Source organism: Sporosarcina luteola, from assembly GCF_023715245.1.
In the GTDB taxonomy this organism is placed as follows: domain Bacteria; phylum Bacillota; class Bacilli; order Bacillales_A; family Planococcaceae; genus Sporosarcina; species Sporosarcina luteola_C.
Genome location: NZ_JAMBNV010000001.1, coordinates 530,848 through 547,669, shown reverse-complemented (window position 1 = coordinate 547,669; position 16,822 = coordinate 530,848). Strand labels below are relative to the sequence as shown.

Sequence of the window (16,822 nt, the reverse complement as noted above, 5' to 3'; positions counted from 1 at the left end):
AACTCTTAAAAAGACAACCACCATCTCCAATGTTTCGTGGCAAGGTTGGTTGTTGGATGTTTCAGATTCGAAAAACAAAAAACACGCCGCGAGCAATCTAGCAATTGCTGGGCGTGTTTGTTTCAAACAGCGCATGCCTGATTCTTACTATCCCACTTTAACATCCAAATCCTTATAGCCGCCAACCGTTTTATGTTTAATAAGACGCATAACAAACCATGCAAGTACTGCCAACCAAATAACCGCTCCTAGCGCCAGGGAAATACCGTAGTCCAAGTTAAAGCCTTCCGGTGCATAGAAGATATACGTGCTGACCACCGCTGTCATGAATATTGCCGGAATACTGCAGATCCAATGGAACTTGTTGTTTTCCACGAGGTACATAGATGCGGTCCATAACATAACCGCAGCAACGATTTGATTAGATCCACCGACATAGCGCCAGAGGAAGCTATAATCAATCGTAGTTAGATATAGCGTTATTCCTGCTACTGGTATGATAAGAAAGGCTAATTTCCCTTTCCCATTAAACTCTTTCTTCGTCAGGTCAGTTAATAATTCAGCAAGCATCATTCTGGAGGAACGTAATGCCGTATCACCGGTCGTTATTGGCAGAATAACAATACCTAAAATGGCAATGAATCCGCCGAAAACACCTAGCGTTGATAGGCTAATTTCATTCACGATTCCAGCTGGACCACCAGCTGCAAGTGCTGTTTGCAACGCACCCGTACCGCCAAAAAAGGTCATCCCTGCTGCTGCCCAGATCATTGCAATAATCCCTTCGCCGATCATTGCCCCATAGAAAACTTTCCTTCCTTCACTTTCCTTTTTTAATGTTCGAGCTAAAATCGGACTTTGTGTACTGTGAAATCCAGAAATCGCTCCGCACGATATTGTTACCATTAACAATGGCCATATAGGCATGTCTCCAGGGTGTAAATTACTGAATGTTAAATTCGGGATGGAATGATCAAAAAAGAACAATCCAATGCCGATCGATACAGCCATGAAAATTAAGATAGCTCCAAAAATAGGATACACTCTTCCGATGATCTTATTAATCGGTAGAACCGCTGCAAGTATAAAATAAATGAAAATAACAACTAACCAAGTCGTAAAGTTAATTGGTGTGATTTCCGTCAGTAGCTGGGCAGGTGCTGCAGTAAATGCTGCTGCCACCAAAACCATTAACACGATCGAGACGATTGTGATAAGGAATTTCATGTTGCCACCTAAGTATTTTCCAACAAGTGTTGGAAATTGTGCTCCATTATGTCTAAGCGACAACATACCTGAAAAGTAATCATGTACCGCCCCAGCAAAGATACTACCGATAACAATCCATACAAATGCTACTGGACCATAAAGCGCGCCCATGATTGCACCAAATATCGGGCCGGTCCCAGCGATATTCAGAAGCTGAATCAAACTCGCTTTCCACCAGCTCATCGGCATATAATCAAGACCATCGTTGCTTGTATAGGCAGGCGTCGGATTCTTGTCATCGATGCCGAAAATTCGTTCAACCACCTTCCCGTAAACGATATAACCAACAATCAACAATAAAATGGATGCTATAAAAGTAATCATCGCTGAACCCTCCCTTTTCTGAATTTTAGATACAATGATATAACGAATAGAATCAACAAGCAATAACTTTATTCGATATTTTTCGACAAATCTATACAAACTTGCATTTATTGAATTGGTGCCTTTTAAATTCTATCTCCTCAAAAGTATCCCTATGCAAGACGCTGCTCTATAAACAATCAAAACGCCAATACATACCCGAACAAATCCTTTCACAATGGAATAACGGCTACTTAGGCGAATCAGCACTGTCAAAGACAACCACCTATCTTCACGACACTTCGTGGAATAGGTGGTAGTTTTTTGATTTCAATATTCAAAAAGTAAAAACACGCCCAGCAATCTAGCAATTGCCGGGCGTGTTTATTTCACCTATTATTCACATCTCTAATTCTATAAGTACCATCCATATGAATAACCACTTCATAGTTCTTCTCTTTCACGTAATACTTCTCGTTCCCCGATTTATTGCGGAAGTTTAACGTTTCGTATGTGGAAACAAGTGCATAATCCTCATAGATGGTTACCCCTGTTACGACATTTTCAATAAAGTCGAAGTGCATGCCTTCACCGGAAATCTCAGCAAAGTAATCCACAAATTCTTTATGTGCACTGCCGCCTGGCAATAAATAGTGCTCGATCTGGTAGAGGTCCTCGTTAGACAAGGCATCCTCGTAAACCGTCCGGAATTCCAGAATGAAATCCTGCAGCCATTCTTCGTAAAAGTAGACGTCCCCCTCGTAACCCTCAACATCGTCTTCACTCGCATCAGAATTATAGGAATCCTCATTGTAGAAATGTGAAGTCCCATAGTCATCGTACACACCAAAAACGGATGCGACCTGTCGATCACTCATCGGACTTTTTATCCAGTCATCAAATAAATACGTCATCGTGTACAGAGGAATGGAGAAGCCAATACGCCTGTTTTTTTCCAGCAGGAGTGAATTGATACCAATCACTTTTCCAGTCTTTGCGTCAATCAAAGGTCCGCCGCTGCTGCCAGTTTCGACCTGGACATCGATCTGATAAGCTTTTTCATAAAAGAAATCATCACGAATATCTCTACCTGTGCCTGTCAAATAACCGACTGAAGCGGAGTTTTCCAATCCGTTCGGGCTGCCTAAAGCGATCACTTCAGTTCCTACTTTCGTTTCATTTACCTCTGTCTTTAGCGGATTGATATCTTTATTCGCATCAGACCGGATAAGTGCGACATCATATGTATCAGAGATCCCGATCACTTTCCCTGGGGCTTCCCTGCCAACCGAATTCCTCACTTTCACATCAGTATAGCCCAATACGACATGAGCGTTCGTGACAATGTAACCGCCCTTGGCATACAGAAAACCTGAACCGAAACCATCCGTCGTCACAATGGTAAATACCCTCGGCAATGTTTCCTCGATAAGTTCTGTTTTCTCTTTTTCGACCGGCTTATTTTTAGGTCGCTCCGTAACTTCCCTTTCAATGATACGGACCGGCTGTTCCACAGGATCGTCTTTTTCATTTGCATCCCCAAGCGTCGATGTTTGCAGTGCTTCCTGTTTATTGATTTGTAGGAAAGCATATCCGACTCCGCCAAGTACACAGATACAGACAAAAATGACTAGCAGCATCCACCCTGTATGGCTCTTCTTCTGTATCGGTTTACCGCAACTCCCGCAAAAATTGACCCCCTTTGCGTTTTTAAACCCGCACTCCGAACAAAACATGGCAACACCTCCACCCTTAAAGCTTTATGCCTTATATCGGTCTAATTAATCAGTTCTAAAGTCTCTCAAACAGCCGATTGTATGTGATATTTCAAGACTTTGCCTTCTAAATGCTAAATGTGCTTTGCTGGCTGTTTTAATTACGGAACGAACAGGCTTTAATACGAGCGCAGTTTCCGATTTACGAGCGCGGACGGGAATATACGAGCGTAGTTTCCGATTTACGAGCGCGAGGGGAGATATACGAGCGGCGAGGCATGACATGCTGCCCAGTTGGCATATATCAGAGAGTAAGGACGTCACTTGCAACCGTACAATGCGTCATCCGTAATCTCAATAAACTGAGGATCACAAAAGGATTCACTATTTCCATACTCTCATCGGTGGGCTTAGGCTAATATTTAACACAATGCGAGGACATAAGTTGAAGCTTGGTTTTAGGATGAACAGTTGATAGAGGGACAACCGGAATGCTGTAAAGTTTGTTCCGGACGCCAACGCACGAGGGATAATACGTAAGCTTTGTTTCCAATTTTTATACGCTTCTATCTCTTCATCTGTGTTGATTTCAGGTGACTTATTTAAGTCCTGGTATTCAGTGATGTTGTCGGGTTCTGTAGTTTCTTGGAGTAGTGGATCTTCTGTCTGTTCAGTGAGGTCTGTTGAGTCTTGGAGGTTGGAGTCATCTGTTTGTTCAGTGGGGTCTGTTACGTCAATAGTTTCCAAAATAGCTTCCAATTCCTCCATGATTTGTGCCTCGATTGCTGCATTATCGACTGCAGCAAAGGTAGCGTTTGCTGGCAATGAAGTGATAACCAGCATTGAAACGAGGAATAGGCTTAAAATTTGTTTCCGTATTCTTTTTATCCATAATTCAACCTCGACTTTCCTACATCATTTTCTTCTAATCTACTAAAGTACAAGACTTAAAAAGAAGTTGAGAAAAAAGCTTAATTGAAGAATGATGAATGCTAGGATCACGAGGAGAAATATTAATTTTATTCGCGAACCTGAAACAAGTGACTTGATTGCTTTATATCCTTCCGTTTCCCTTGTTACAACAGCAAAATCATCATACCCTCGATGTTTTATCACGCCACATTTGATTGTAGAGCCAACTGCAGTTTTTTTAAATGTACTTGGATTTACAACAAGAGTGTCATTATATTTCCCACCCTTTTCCGAAACGAATAAGCTATACGCTCCATTATATTGGCGATGCAACTTTACGTTCGCCTTTTTCGTAACGACAAAATCAAAAGTTCCAACGTAATACAAGTTGTGTGGGTTTAAGGTCTTCCACACCCGTAAAAATGATTGTTTCATATACTTGTTCAAAGTTGGTGAATTCCTTTCTTTTGATGTCTTAGATGTTCTTTCCCCCCAGGTGGTGTAGAACCTTTACGATCCAGTTATTAGTGCCCGTCCCCCCTAATGAACAGTTTTACGCAATAAAGTAATTTGTTGCTTGTACTTCACCTCCTGTTGAATAAAGTTACCTCCTCACCAATAATGCAGTTGGACCCAGTATGAATAACCTGGTACCCTACTATTTTTCATGGTAAGGGCAGGGATATTCGGAGGTATCTATGACAAAAATACCCATAATAGACTATATACTTTATTAGCTTGGAAATACCTTCCTACTTTTTCCGAATTTTCAAAAACACTGTATAAAACTCCTAGAAAGATAAATTGCCCCTTCTAGTAGTGATAGCTGCTTTAGATAACTATTGTTATTTGACCAACAGGAAGGGAAATAACAATTGGAGAGGCTACGGGGAAATCAAACGTGACTGTCAGACGTGCCATTCTTAAATATCAAACTCAACTCTATCGAAAGATCCACTACATCCGTCCAGTAATGAGCGGCCTAGGCGCCAACCTCTTTAGCATTTTCCCCTTCGATGACCAGGGGAAAATGAACGACAGGGATATTGCTTTGCAGACCACATTCTTTGAGTTCCAACCCTCACAATGCCTCCTATGGTAAAATTATTGAAAAGCAAATTGAGGGAGACTATACAAATGAAAATCAATTTCACGAAAAAGCAATTCAAAACGCTGTTGGACCTTGCCTATTTAGGGGAATGGACTGCAAATTCAATCCGCCCCGACGACGAACGGTTTGCCGACTACGATGAGCTGTTCCAATACATTTGCTCGCATGCGAAAGACATGGGATACGATGACCTCGTCCCCTATGACCGCGAGTTAAACGCCTATTATCCCTCAAAAGAGTATGAAGAACAGCTGCATCCAATCATCGATGACAATGATGACTACATATTCTGGGAGAAACTGTCCGGTAACCTAGCCAAGAGAGATTTTGATCAAGAAGGGGGAACATTTGACACGCTGGATGACCGTTTCCTCAGATTGCTTGAAATCGAAGAGCGATACGAAAAGGAATTCGAAGAGAACGGCTTGGCAAATTTAGTGATTAAAGAAGACAATTAAGTAGGACATCTAATAAAAGAAGCACAGCAGTAGAAGGAAAGAGCCGATTAACGTAAAGAGCGGCTCTTTCCTTCTATTTCAAATCAATTAACCTTCCATCCACAACTTCAAGCTAATGACTTCCCCCTTATCACACTTCCCCCATAACTATGTTCCTTGAGATAATGCTGGTCATCCTGATTCTAAATAAAATTTCACACCGCATCTATACAGCATCTATTTAAGAATGCCTATTCACCTTATAAGCATCGACCTTGAATTCTTGCACCATTTGATAGTTCACGCTCATATCAAACGTGCGATAGTCCAGATTCTGTCCTTCCATCCGGACTTTCAACAACGTTGCGTGCGTCAATCTGCTTTCAAAGGAAGACTTGCTTATATCCGCCGTCAACACAAGCTCACCAGTCATATACACCGCGGTTTTTTTCTTTTCGATCGCCTTATGATGAACGATATGATGTAGGAAGAACCACTTGCACGTTGGGCTTGATGGTGACTCGCTAGGAAACAAGTACAATCCTTCCGCCCCACCGATGACTAACGGCGGCATGTCAATGTCGCCCAAGATCCATTTTGAACCTTCTTTCGCCCCAGTATAGCTGGAACCGTAATTTTTGAATACTTTATCTATCAGCTTGATGGGTTCAATATCAACCCGATAAATCCCTTTGGTGGTGTAGATGTCTGTCACGAGTTTCCCCACCTCATTGAAAGCGCTAACATAAGCAATCGTGTTTCGATTCATGAAAACTGAGTAATTTTTTCTCATCTTTGACTCCCCCTTGTTATTTAACGTTTACGGTTTAACGTAAGAAGGAGTATACTAACGATAGGTTGGTTTACTCCAACACGGTTCCTCAGGTGAATGTCTTGCCGGACTTGTCGCACCTGGGGATTTCCATGGAATAATTGGATCACACTTCACTCACCTCCTCTAATGCACTCAAACCATCTCGCAAACAGCATGATTGTAAGCGTTACCATCCAGTGTATATGGAGTTCCCCTAGTCTTTTTCACCCTATTTCAGCCATAGTTAAATACTCCCTATTCACACCATATTTAGTATATAATGAAATTTATTAATAGTCTACAAATTATGGGATTTTTGTTGATTTCTAGCGAAAACCCTCGTTTTCTATCAAAGACTGTCATAAAAAAGTGAACTACGACATAGCCCCGTAGTCCACTTCTCTCCACACACTCGTTATTGACTCGCCGCTTTCATCATCTTCTTTAGCTTCCTCATCATCCTTTCCCTTCTCTTCTTCACGCCCGCAACTGAAATTCCCGCTAGTTCTGCGCACTCTGCCAAGCTGTATTGTTCGACAAAAGACCATTGGATAAACGCTTTTTCACGAGGATCCAGTTGGCCAATTGCGTCATGGAGCAAATGATACGCCTCCTCTACCTCCGCCCCTAGATGATCAATGATGACTTCATTGACGGCCGGCAGGAAGCGTTCTTCGTAACGTGCCTCACGTTTCAACTCGTCCAGCATCGCACCTCGGATACTCCGGTATGCAAATGGCGTAAAATCCCCTTTTTCCGTATCAAACCGTTTCCAAGCCTGCCATAACGCGATTCTGCCGACTTGCCTGTATTGTTCATGGTCGCGGTAAATATTCAACTTTCGAATCGAGTGTGAAATCATTGGTTCATATTGCGCTAAGACATCTTCAAATTCCTGCATGGAGAACTCTTTCTGATCATGCATGATTCCTTTTATTCCCGGGTGATTTCATCGTATCGACCAATTGAATTGTTCACCGAACGAGAAAATTCATTCTCCCTGGCCATTCTTCAACTTTCAAGGCAAAAACCACCTTTTTTTGCTAATAAACTCGTTAAAACTGCAGAAAATGCCTTATTTTCATTTCTCGTAAACAGACAAAAACAACCATTCCTTCTCACGACTGTTTCGTGGGAAGGATGGTTGTTCAATTAATATTAATTTTTACTTGCAGTATCCCTTTTGACCTCTCCCATCTATATAGAGGATAAAGGGGGAATTATAAATGGCACATTATCTAAAACAATACTCACGCTTCGCCACAGTCACAGAAATGGACGCAGCAGCCGAACAGCATCTTTTACTTCACTGGGACGAACTAACGAAATCTGATCGCCAAGTGCTCGACGTCATCCGCCGCTATTCGGTGAAATACGGGGCAGCACATTTGAAGCATGGAACAATCGAAGATGCTACAGGGAAATCAAACGTAACTATAAGACGTGCCATCGAAAAGGTCCACTTTATCCGCCCAGTAATGAGCGGACTAGGAGCCAACATCTACATCATTTTACCCTTCGATGACCAGGGGAAAATGAACGAACGGGACAATGACAACAAACCGCTTGACAACAAGGAAAACGAGCTGATTTCAAAAGACGAAGCTCTTCTTTCTAAATCTATTTTAAAATCTAAAGGTCTTAACTACACGTCTCCTCAGGAACCGTCAAAGCTATCCACAAGTCTGTTCAGTCAAATGAAAGTGCTGATTGCCGGAACAATTGGTGATATAAAACTAAGCATCATTGAAGCTAACAAGCATCTGCCTCTATGTCATTTTAGGTCGAATTGCGCAGTCGAAACTTTTCGGTTAAATTTTTTAAATTATATAGGTATTTATATGTACAAGGTGTATAATTGAAGTGTCACTATTCAAACAACTATTTTCGCACAATTTTTATTCTGGGAAGGGGTATCATATGGCAAAGTTGTGGGGGAAATGGATGTGCAAACTATCCGGATACAACCGGATGGACTACTATTCCAACAAATGTGTTCGTTGCGGACATGCTAGAATAAAGAGATAGAAAAGGAATAGTAGCATTGATGAAAGCATGCATAAGAGCGTGCTTTTCTTATTTCAACTCCAAAAATGGAAACCCTTCGGTAATTCTAATCTATATACATAGACAAGCCAAAAGATTGAACTCTTAGCTTTTTAAACCTACCTATTTCGCTCTGTCCTAATAAAATCATCCATTTTTCGACGTTCAAAGTATTTAATAATACTATGCTTGATTACGTCTTTTGTTTGCCTTGTTGAAGTGGATATGGACAATTCTTTTGCGAATGCCAGGAGGTTTTTTTTAGTTTTCAAATCTTTGTTTGTAGATAAATAATCGTTCAATTCTTCACCGCTCATTTGATACATGTCTGTAATTAGGTTCGAGAAATCAATCGTTTCCTCATCTTTTTTACGCTCAACTACAATTTTAGCGGTTGCTTCCTTTTGAGATGCGCTATTTTGTTTAACTAATCGTAGGATTGCATCCATCGCTTCCTCAATCTCTTGCTCTTCGAAGTAATCCAGAATCACAGCCGTTTTACGAAATAATCTTGCCAATTCTTTTGATTTCATATGGCGCCTCAGACTATTCTTTCGATAAATTCTTCGGTGAGCTCATTAAAATAAATTGATTGTTTTGCGGCGTTATCACGGGAACGTGACAGATAATTGAAAGAATACACTGGGAGATTAACAGATGCTGCTACTGCTATGCCGTCTCCATTCGTAATGTATTTATCAAAAGTTTTTCCAGCATGCTGGGTGGTAACTGTTTGCATCGTCTCTAAGTGGGTAGCCTTTGGTTCGCCTTTATACTCATCAACCATATTAAAAATAATCCCGCCGAATTCAGTATGTATATAAGGAGTCGGAAATTCTGCGTAGTTATGCATACTTTCAAAATCAGCATTAAATCTATCCATGTAATTCACGATTAATGAAATGCCAGTTGTCGAAAGAAAATCAGGTTTTACAGGGACTACAAAATAATCACTTGCATAAAAAGCATTCTGCGTTACGGTATTGACATTCGGCGGACAATCCAATAACACGTATTCATAATCATCTTTTACTTGGTCCAATAGTGTTTTAAGTATCGAAAGCTTTTCAATTTCATTTCTCGTAACTTCCTTATGATCTTTCCCTTCCCTTTGAGAACGGGCAAGTTTGAGATCCATTAACACTAAATCTTGATGGGACAAAATCATGTCTATCTTATCAAAGACACTACTAGGTGAATCATTCACCAACTTCTCATGAACAATGCTAGAACCATCAATGTCTTTTTCATTGAAATAGTTATCAAAGACATCCTTTAATGTTGCTATGTCGCTTTCATAAACACTTTCAAAATAACTCTCTACCCCTAACGCCAGGAAGGATAAATTACATTGTGGATCTAAATCTACAATCAAGACACGCTTATTTGTGTTTTTTTGCAAGCCTACTCCTAGATGCAATGTAAGTGTTGACTTCCCTACTCCACCTTTCCAATTAATCAAGCTAATGACTTTCCCCATATCACACTTCCCCATCACTATGTTCCCTGAGGTAATGTTGCGTTGTGCTTTGGTATTTACTAGTCAATCTGCAAATGGATAATTAATGAGCGGCGTCTGACTCAGGATAATATACTTTACTAATAGTCAGGAAAATATATGCATTGGCCTCCGGTTTACTTATATGCAATTGTATTGTCTTTATAATCCTTCGATTAACACAACCATATATAACCCCTGCCTGTTCAAGTTACAAATAATCCCCACCTGGCCTACATCTTGTGCGCCACCAAAGGCAAATGCTTCAAGTGCCTTCCCATAAGGTTAGAAAGCCCTTCTTCACTTTCTGTATTTCGACAAATGAAAAGACCACTCAAATGAGTGATCAATCCATGGATTTTGTGTTTCATGTATAGGTGTCCTGTCGGATAACCTCTACAAAAATCAATTCAATTAGTAACTTTGCTTACTTAGTTTCCGAAAGCTCTTTCTCTAAAATACTTCTATATTCTACTCGAATATGTTTAAATGAAGGTACACCATTGTTTTCAGCTCTATCTTGAAACTGGCCGGTTTCAGAAGTTCTGTATTTTGAACTTTTCTACAGACTGGAGACAGTGGTCTTTTTCCATCTCAGAAAGCAGTAAAGTTACAGGATTAGTTGTTTTAGAGTGTCCAATGATTCTATCCTTCACTTGATGAATATACTCTTTTACAACCGGATAACGAATAACGCAATCCGGAGAAAAGACAATCCTTGAAAAATCTGTTTCCGTACAAATATCTTCAATTTGTTGACTGATTCCTTCGACGTTTCCTGAAGTTATATATCCTCTTTTCAGTCCTCCAACAATCACTTTATCGCTATCTTTCAGAAATTGTTTAATTGAAGGGTCACTATCCCACACATGCCAGTTAATAGCCTGGACGGGATAATCTTTCACTTGATCAAATAATACCTCCTCCCCATGTAAGTGCATAACATTAAACCACGATTCATCTTTAATGGCTTCAAGCACTTCCATGTCAAACGGTACACCGAATTCCATGTATTGTTCTTTAGTAAGTAGTTTTCTAGAGGCAGTTTGATTTGCGAAAAACACTCCGTCACAACCACGTTTTAAAGCTTCCTTAGCAAATTTGATAATTGTCTCTGTAATGATTTCCAAACCTATTTTCAATTCGTTTGGATGGTGGTGTAAATAATAGCTGATATCATCCGTTATTTTTTGCGCCATGGTGAGGGGTGAAAAAATTGTACATATTATAGGCTTTGTACCATCCACCTTTTTGATCAATAATTCTAGTGCCTTAAGCTCTCTCCCTAGGGAACCGTATGTCGGTTCAAGAACCTTAAGATTTCTCCAATCTTCTTCATTCTGAACCGCATACTTTTCAACTTTTGCCACCCCCCCTTGTTCAATCTCATTAAAGTTGCATACACATGACCAGGCTTCCGCCATATAAAGCCCATTTGGCATATGCTTGATAAAATCCACATCGAATTCTTGGGAGAACTCATAGGTTATTTCTGCTTGCTTTTCGGGAATCAAATCGATTCCCGGAAAATGTGTCCAAAAACTATAAGGTAATCTATCAACAGGTTCCTTTTTTAATAATGCTTTGATTCTTTCAAAAGAGTTCATCATATATTTTTAGCACCATCCAACTCTTGCTTTTTAAGCATTTTAAGCATTTTTTTAATTTGTTTTTGTATTTGCGTGCCAAATAATGCAAAAATAATTAAAGCTATCAAAATCAATGAAATTGGTTGCATTGCAGCTGAACTCAAATCTCCTTGTGTAATTAATAAAGCCCTCCTTAATTCTGATTCTGCGAGAGGTCCCAAGATAAAACCAAGTACTAACGGAACCAAAGGAAACTTCAATTTAATCATGAAGTAACCAAGTATTCCAAAAGTCAACATGATGGCAACATCTGCAAGCAGGTTTCGATCTGCAAATGTTCCCGCCGTACTAATAATGAAAATTAAAGGCGCCAACAGGTATACCGGAACAACTGCCAATTTTGAAAAGAAGCGAGCTCCCAAAAGTCCGATGACTATCATAACGAAGTTTGCAAATAAGAAACCCCATATTAAACCATAAGTTATTGTTGCATGAGTCGTGAATAATGCGGCACCCGGGCGAAGACCATGAATAAGAAGGCCTCCCAAGAAAATTGCCGATACAGCGTTACCTGGAATCCCCAACGTCAGTAAAGGAATTAGTGAGCCACCAACTACACCGTTATTACCTGATTCGGAAGCTGCGACTCCTTCAATCTCACCATTTCCGAATGTCTCTGGAGTTTTGGATTTTCGTCGGGCAGCTTCCCAGCTCACTGCGGAGCCAATGCTCATCCCTGCCCCCGGTGTTATCCCGGCAAATGTACCGATGACTCCACTTCTAAATATGGTTCTAATAGTCTTTTTCATATCCTGCAGGTTAGGCAAAATATCACGTTTACTCACTTTTATACCTTCGGCTTGTATAGTTGAAGATTTTTGTTCACCTAATTCGAAGACTGCTCCCAATGAGTAAAGTCCAATAATTACAGCCACAAGGGGAAGTCCTTCATACAATGAGGGCATTCCCATCGTATATCTATAGGTACCTGTTAGCGAATCTATTCCGACCGTGGCGAATAGGACCCCTAATGCCCCGGCTAACAACCCTTTAATCATGGAACCTTTTGATAAACCGACAATGATGGATAATCCGAAAATCGCAAGAAGAAACATCTCGAAAGATCCAAATAGTAACGTCAATTTAGAAAGTGGAGGTGCCAATAGGAAGAGAAAAACAGCACTTATACTTCCGCCTATCCAAGAAGCAATTGCTGCCATGCCCAATGCTTTTCCGCCCTGACCATTTTTCGTCATATTATAGCCATCCATAGCGGTAATGATATTCCCAGGCTCACCAGGAGTATTAATCAAAATCGCTGCAATTGATCCACCGTATACTGCACCTGCATAGATAGCAACCAACAAAATTAATCCCGTATCAGCTGGAAATGCGAATGTTAACGGAATAGTCAAGGCAACACCAACTGATGCATTAAATCCAGGAACACAACCTACAATAATCCCAACGAAGGTCCCGACAAACAGGACTACGAGATTATGAATACTTAATGTATTGACTAATGCTTGTAATACTGCATCCAATTCCATCACCACCCATTATAGTTTCAGAACCCCTTTTGGAATTTCGATATTCAGTAAGGAATTAAAGAAGAAATAGATTACGATTGTAAAAACAATCGAACTGATAAACACTATCGATTTCTTTTTACCACCTAAAAAGAACATAATACTTATCAAGTATAAAGGTGTTAAAATGAGAAAACCGATAGGTGGTAACAATAGAACATAAAGAATCGATATAGCAGTAATGACGTAAAATTGCTTTGATGGTTTTAGCGATTCCGCTCTATCGCGGGCTTTAGTTTCCTCGGTTATCTTTTTCCTCTCTTTTAATGTTTGGTAGAGATAAATTGTATTAATTACAATAATGGCTCCACTAACCATCTTAGGGAATATCCCTGCGTCGCCGCCAAACTTGGTAGATTCATAGTAGAAATAGCCACTGACAATGTAGATTACAAGTATGACTCCAAACGCCATTATGACTCACCTCTTTCGAACGTAAGTAGATTATTTAAACTGAGTTACCAAGGGTTTTTCTCAAATTCTTCTGTAAGTTCATTATTGTAATTCTCCAAGAACTCTTTGTATTCATCTGGTCCCTTATAATCCAATGGCAATGCCATTTCTTTTGCTTTTTTAATAAACTCTTCATCTTCCATCGTTTTCCTTATAGCTTCTGCCAAAAACTCCTGTTGTTCCTTGCTAATTCCTTTAGGAGCAGCTAGACCACGCATCGATACTTGTGTCAACTCTAAACCTTCTTCTTTATAAGTGGGGACATCGGGTAAGAGGTCAACTCGATCATCCGAACCGACCGCAAGCACTTTGATTTTTTTGTCTTCATATTGCGAAATGATTTCGGATGCATTCGTTATTAGAACATCTACATGTCCACCCATCAGTGCAGCGACAGCAGGTGAAGTACCTTCAAATGGAATCTTATTGAACTCTATGCCTTTCATTTCTTCAGTCCTTCTTAATGTCAGTGCCTCAGAAGTTCCCGGTCCACCATAAGCCATATTTAATTTACCATCTTTAGCAGCTTCAAATAGTTCATCCAGTGTATTGATTGGACTGTCCGCATTCACTACAAAAGCGCCCGGATCTGAAACGATATTTGCAATTAATGCATAATCATCCAAGTTATACTTCACCTCATCAGGTCTTTGAATTGGATGTAATAAAGTTGTGGGAGGATTGATCATTCCAATTGTATAACCATCAGTCGGAGCACCCGCCAAAGCTGTAAATCCAATTTCACCCGCCGCACCTGGTTTATTGATTACTGCGAAACTAGTTCCCGCATGCTTTTCGGTAAAGTTCAAAATAGTTCTTGCGGCTACATCAGTACCCCCGCCGGCATTAAAGGCCACGATAACCTCGATTGGTTTTTTAGGATATTCATTGTCCGCTCCCTCTGCATTTTTTTCAGAACAAGCAGCCATAAAAACATTTACCATCATTATTAGGGACAGTACTAGTAAATTTGATTTTCTCATTCTCATAAATATCCTCCTTAAAATGCCATTTTTTATTTGGAGTAATTCAATTCCATTAGCGATTCGGCATACACAACTGATAATGCATTATTCAAGTCATCAATAATATCCTTTGCATCTTCCAAGCCCGCCGACAAGCGAATCAAACCGTCAGAGATTCCAAATTTCTCCCTTTGCTCCTTTGGTATGGATGCATGCGTCATGGATGCAGGGTGCTGAACCAATGTCTCAGGGTCTCCAAGACTAAAGGAAATCATCGCTAAATCCAGCTGGTTCAAAAATCTTTTTGCCGTCTCAAAATCCCCCTTTAATTCAAAAGTTACAATCCCACCCATACCCTTCATTTGCAATTGGGCTAACTTATATTGAGGATGAGATACTAAACCCGGATAATTGACCTTTGCAATAAAAGGATGTTGTTGTAAAAAGTTAGCGATTGCCATTGCATTTTCATTATGTTTTTTCATGCGAATGGCCATCGTTTTAATACCCCGTAAAATTAGATAGGCATCCCAAGCATTTAAATTCTGCCCTAAATCACCCATTAAATTTTTCCTGATAAAAGTGATGTCATCTTGATTGCCGATCATTAACCCGGCAATCACATCTCCATGACCATTAATATATTTTGTTGCACTATGGACAACCAAATCTGCTCCTAATTCCAATGGCCTTTGCAACAGTGGAGTCATAAAGGTATTATCAATAACAACGGAAAGCCCGTGAGCATGTGCCAATTCAGATAGCGCCTTAATATCCAGTATCGTTAAGCTTGGATTCGATGGAGTTTCAATGTATAAGACTTTGGTATTTTCCTTGATTGCCGCTGAAACCACTTCCAAGTCTGTACAATCGACAAAATCAAATTCTATCCCAAACCTAGGGGCTAGAACAGTTAAAAAGTGATGTGTTCCTCCATAAATATCTTTGGTTACAAGTACATGATCCCCTGAAGTAAGATAGCATAATAAAGCATTTGAAATGGCAGCCATTCCACTGCTAACTGCCAATGCTGCTTCCCCTCCCTCTAAAAAGGCGATTTTCTCCTCCAATAATTTTATTGTCGGGTTGCCATACCTCCCGTAGTACACATCATCATTGTTGCCCATCACTGTTTCAATGGCACTTTCAACGTCTGAAAATGCATATGCAACCGCCGGAACTATTGAGGGTGAAACTGCCCTCGTCCTACTATCCGGTTTAGACATTGCATGAATAACTTCAGTTTCAAAACTTTTACTGGTCATCAGTAGTCTCCTTCCCGCATCATCTCACTGCGAAATCATTAGATACTTTCTTCGTACATGTTAACTACCGCTATTACAATTTCCGCACTTTTCATAATGTGCTCCTCCATTGCAACCGCAGCGCCATCAAAATCTTTTTGGATAATAAGCTTTAAAATCAACTCATGATCGCTTATGTCAGATCGACGAGATTTTTTCTTTTCGAGTGGCACAAGCCTACGATATCTGTCAATGTGATCATTCAATTGTCTCAAAATCCTAACGGAAGCTTCTAATTCACTCATTTCATAAAGTAAATTATGAAACGCCTTACCATATTGGAGAATTTCATCAAACTTTTCACTTTCCTTCAACAAGGAAATCATTTGAACACAATTATCCAACTTCTTAATATCCTCTTCCGTTGCTTTCTTTGCGGCGTGGCCAACGATGATTGCTTCTAGTGCACTTCGAATTTTGAAGAATTCTTTTAGTTCGCTAGTAGATATCGAGGCCACTTCCAACCTACCGTTCTTCCTTCTGCTAACCAACCCCTCCCATTCAAGTCTTTGCAATGCTTCTCTCAAAGGCGTTCGACTAATCTCCAGATTCGACGCTAACTTCTCCTCAATTATTGGTTCGTTCGGAGACATTCCACCCCTAATAATCAATTCTTTTAATTCAAAATACGCGTAATCCTTAGCTGATAATTGTTTCTGTCGTAAATCGAAACCCTCGTTCATAAATTCCATCTCCTCGAAATCGTATAATTGTATACAATAATACTTAAATACATAGTAATTAATCTGAAACTAAAAGTCAACTGTTTTTTTAGACTATTTAGAAGTATGTAAACAGAGTGGCATATTGTCAATGG

At 40.1% G+C, this 16,822-nt stretch carries 15 protein-coding genes; 2 read left to right on the top strand and 13 right to left on the bottom strand.

Annotated elements, in window-relative coordinates; translation table 11 throughout:
- Positions 1 to 147: 147 nt before the first annotated feature.
- The 3 genes from M3152_RS02565 to M3152_RS02555 all read right to left on the bottom strand — a co-directional run bounded on the left by M3152_RS02565 (position 148) and on the right by M3152_RS02555 (position 4,055).
- Complete coding sequence (locus M3152_RS02565) at positions 148 to 1,593, bottom strand: carbon starvation CstA family protein (protein ID WP_251693640.1); 1,446 nt, start codon at positions 1,591 to 1,593, stop codon at positions 148 to 150.
- 368 nt (positions 1,594 to 1,961) lie between these two features.
- On the bottom strand, positions 1,962 to 3,308 hold the full coding sequence (locus M3152_RS02560; protein ID WP_251693639.1) for a trypsin-like peptidase domain-containing protein: 1,347 nt from the start codon (positions 3,306 to 3,308) through the stop codon (positions 1,962 to 1,964).
- Positions 3,309 to 3,671: 363 nt separating this feature from the next.
- Positions 3,672 to 4,055 carry a hypothetical protein gene (locus tag M3152_RS02555; protein ID WP_251693638.1) on the bottom strand — a complete coding sequence of 128 codons (384 nt, stop codon included), beginning with the start codon at positions 4,053 to 4,055 and terminating at the stop codon, positions 3,672 to 3,674.
- 1,281 nt (positions 4,056 to 5,336) lie between these two features.
- Here M3152_RS02555 and M3152_RS02550 point away from each other — a divergent pair.
- Positions 5,337 to 5,768 (top strand): hypothetical protein, encoded by a 432-nt coding sequence (locus M3152_RS02550; protein ID WP_251693637.1) that lies wholly within the window; start codon positions 5,337 to 5,339, stop codon positions 5,766 to 5,768.
- A gap of 220 nt (positions 5,769 to 5,988) precedes the next feature.
- On the opposite strand, the gene M3152_RS02545 is transcribed toward M3152_RS02550, so the two are convergent.
- A complete protein-coding gene (locus M3152_RS02545; RefSeq protein ID WP_251693636.1) occupies positions 5,989 to 6,540 on the bottom strand; it encodes a competence protein ComK in 552 nt (183 codons plus the stop codon).
- A 436-nt stretch (positions 6,541 to 6,976) separates the two neighbouring features.
- A complete protein-coding gene (locus tag M3152_RS02540; protein ID WP_251693635.1) occupies positions 6,977 to 7,486 on the bottom strand; it encodes a sigma-70 family RNA polymerase sigma factor in 510 nt (169 codons plus the stop codon).
- A gap of 301 nt (positions 7,487 to 7,787) precedes the next feature.
- Here M3152_RS02540 and M3152_RS02535 point away from each other — a divergent pair, with 301 nt between their 5' ends.
- The gene (locus M3152_RS02535) at positions 7,788 to 8,423 is read left to right on the top strand and encodes a hypothetical protein (protein WP_251693634.1); all 636 of its coding nucleotides are present in this window, start codon (positions 7,788 to 7,790) and stop codon (positions 8,421 to 8,423) included.
- Between the two features lie 303 nt (positions 8,424 to 8,726).
- On the opposite strand, the gene M3152_RS02530 is transcribed toward M3152_RS02535, so the two are convergent.
- The 8 genes from M3152_RS02530 to M3152_RS02495 form a co-directional block, all read right to left on the bottom strand.
- A complete protein-coding gene (locus M3152_RS02530) occupies positions 8,727 to 9,140 on the bottom strand; it encodes a hypothetical protein (RefSeq protein ID WP_251693633.1) in 414 nt (137 codons plus the stop codon).
- 8 nt (positions 9,141 to 9,148) lie between these two features.
- Positions 9,149 to 10,087 (bottom strand): ParA family protein, encoded by a 939-nt coding sequence (locus M3152_RS02525; RefSeq protein ID WP_251693632.1) that lies wholly within the window; start codon positions 10,085 to 10,087, stop codon positions 9,149 to 9,151.
- Positions 10,088 to 10,641: 554 nt separating this feature from the next.
- Positions 10,642 to 11,715, bottom strand: a complete 1,074-nt coding sequence (locus M3152_RS02520; protein ID WP_251693631.1) for a uroporphyrinogen decarboxylase family protein — start codon at positions 11,713 to 11,715, stop codon at positions 10,642 to 10,644.
- A complete protein-coding gene (locus M3152_RS02515; protein ID WP_251693630.1) occupies positions 11,712 to 13,238 on the bottom strand; it encodes a tripartite tricarboxylate transporter permease in 1,527 nt (508 codons plus the stop codon). Before M3152_RS02515 ends, M3152_RS02520 begins: the two co-directional genes overlap by 4 nt.
- 15 nt (positions 13,239 to 13,253) lie before the next feature.
- Positions 13,254 to 13,697, bottom strand: coding sequence for a tripartite tricarboxylate transporter TctB family protein (locus M3152_RS02510; protein ID WP_251693629.1), 444 nt, complete (start codon positions 13,695 to 13,697; stop codon positions 13,254 to 13,256).
- Between the two features lie 44 nt (positions 13,698 to 13,741).
- Positions 13,742 to 14,725 carry a tripartite tricarboxylate transporter substrate binding protein gene (locus M3152_RS02505; protein ID WP_251693628.1) on the bottom strand — a complete coding sequence of 328 codons (984 nt, stop codon included), beginning with the start codon at positions 14,723 to 14,725 and terminating at the stop codon, positions 13,742 to 13,744.
- A gap of 26 nt (positions 14,726 to 14,751) precedes the next feature.
- The gene (locus M3152_RS02500; protein ID WP_251693627.1) at positions 14,752 to 15,966 is read right to left on the bottom strand and encodes a trans-sulfuration enzyme family protein; all 1,215 of its coding nucleotides are present in this window, start codon (positions 15,964 to 15,966) and stop codon (positions 14,752 to 14,754) included.
- Between the two features lie 38 nt (positions 15,967 to 16,004).
- Entirely contained in the window at positions 16,005 to 16,697 is a 693-nt protein-coding gene (locus tag M3152_RS02495) for a GntR family transcriptional regulator (RefSeq protein ID WP_251693626.1), read from the bottom strand.
- Positions 16,698 to 16,822 lie beyond the last annotated feature (125 nt).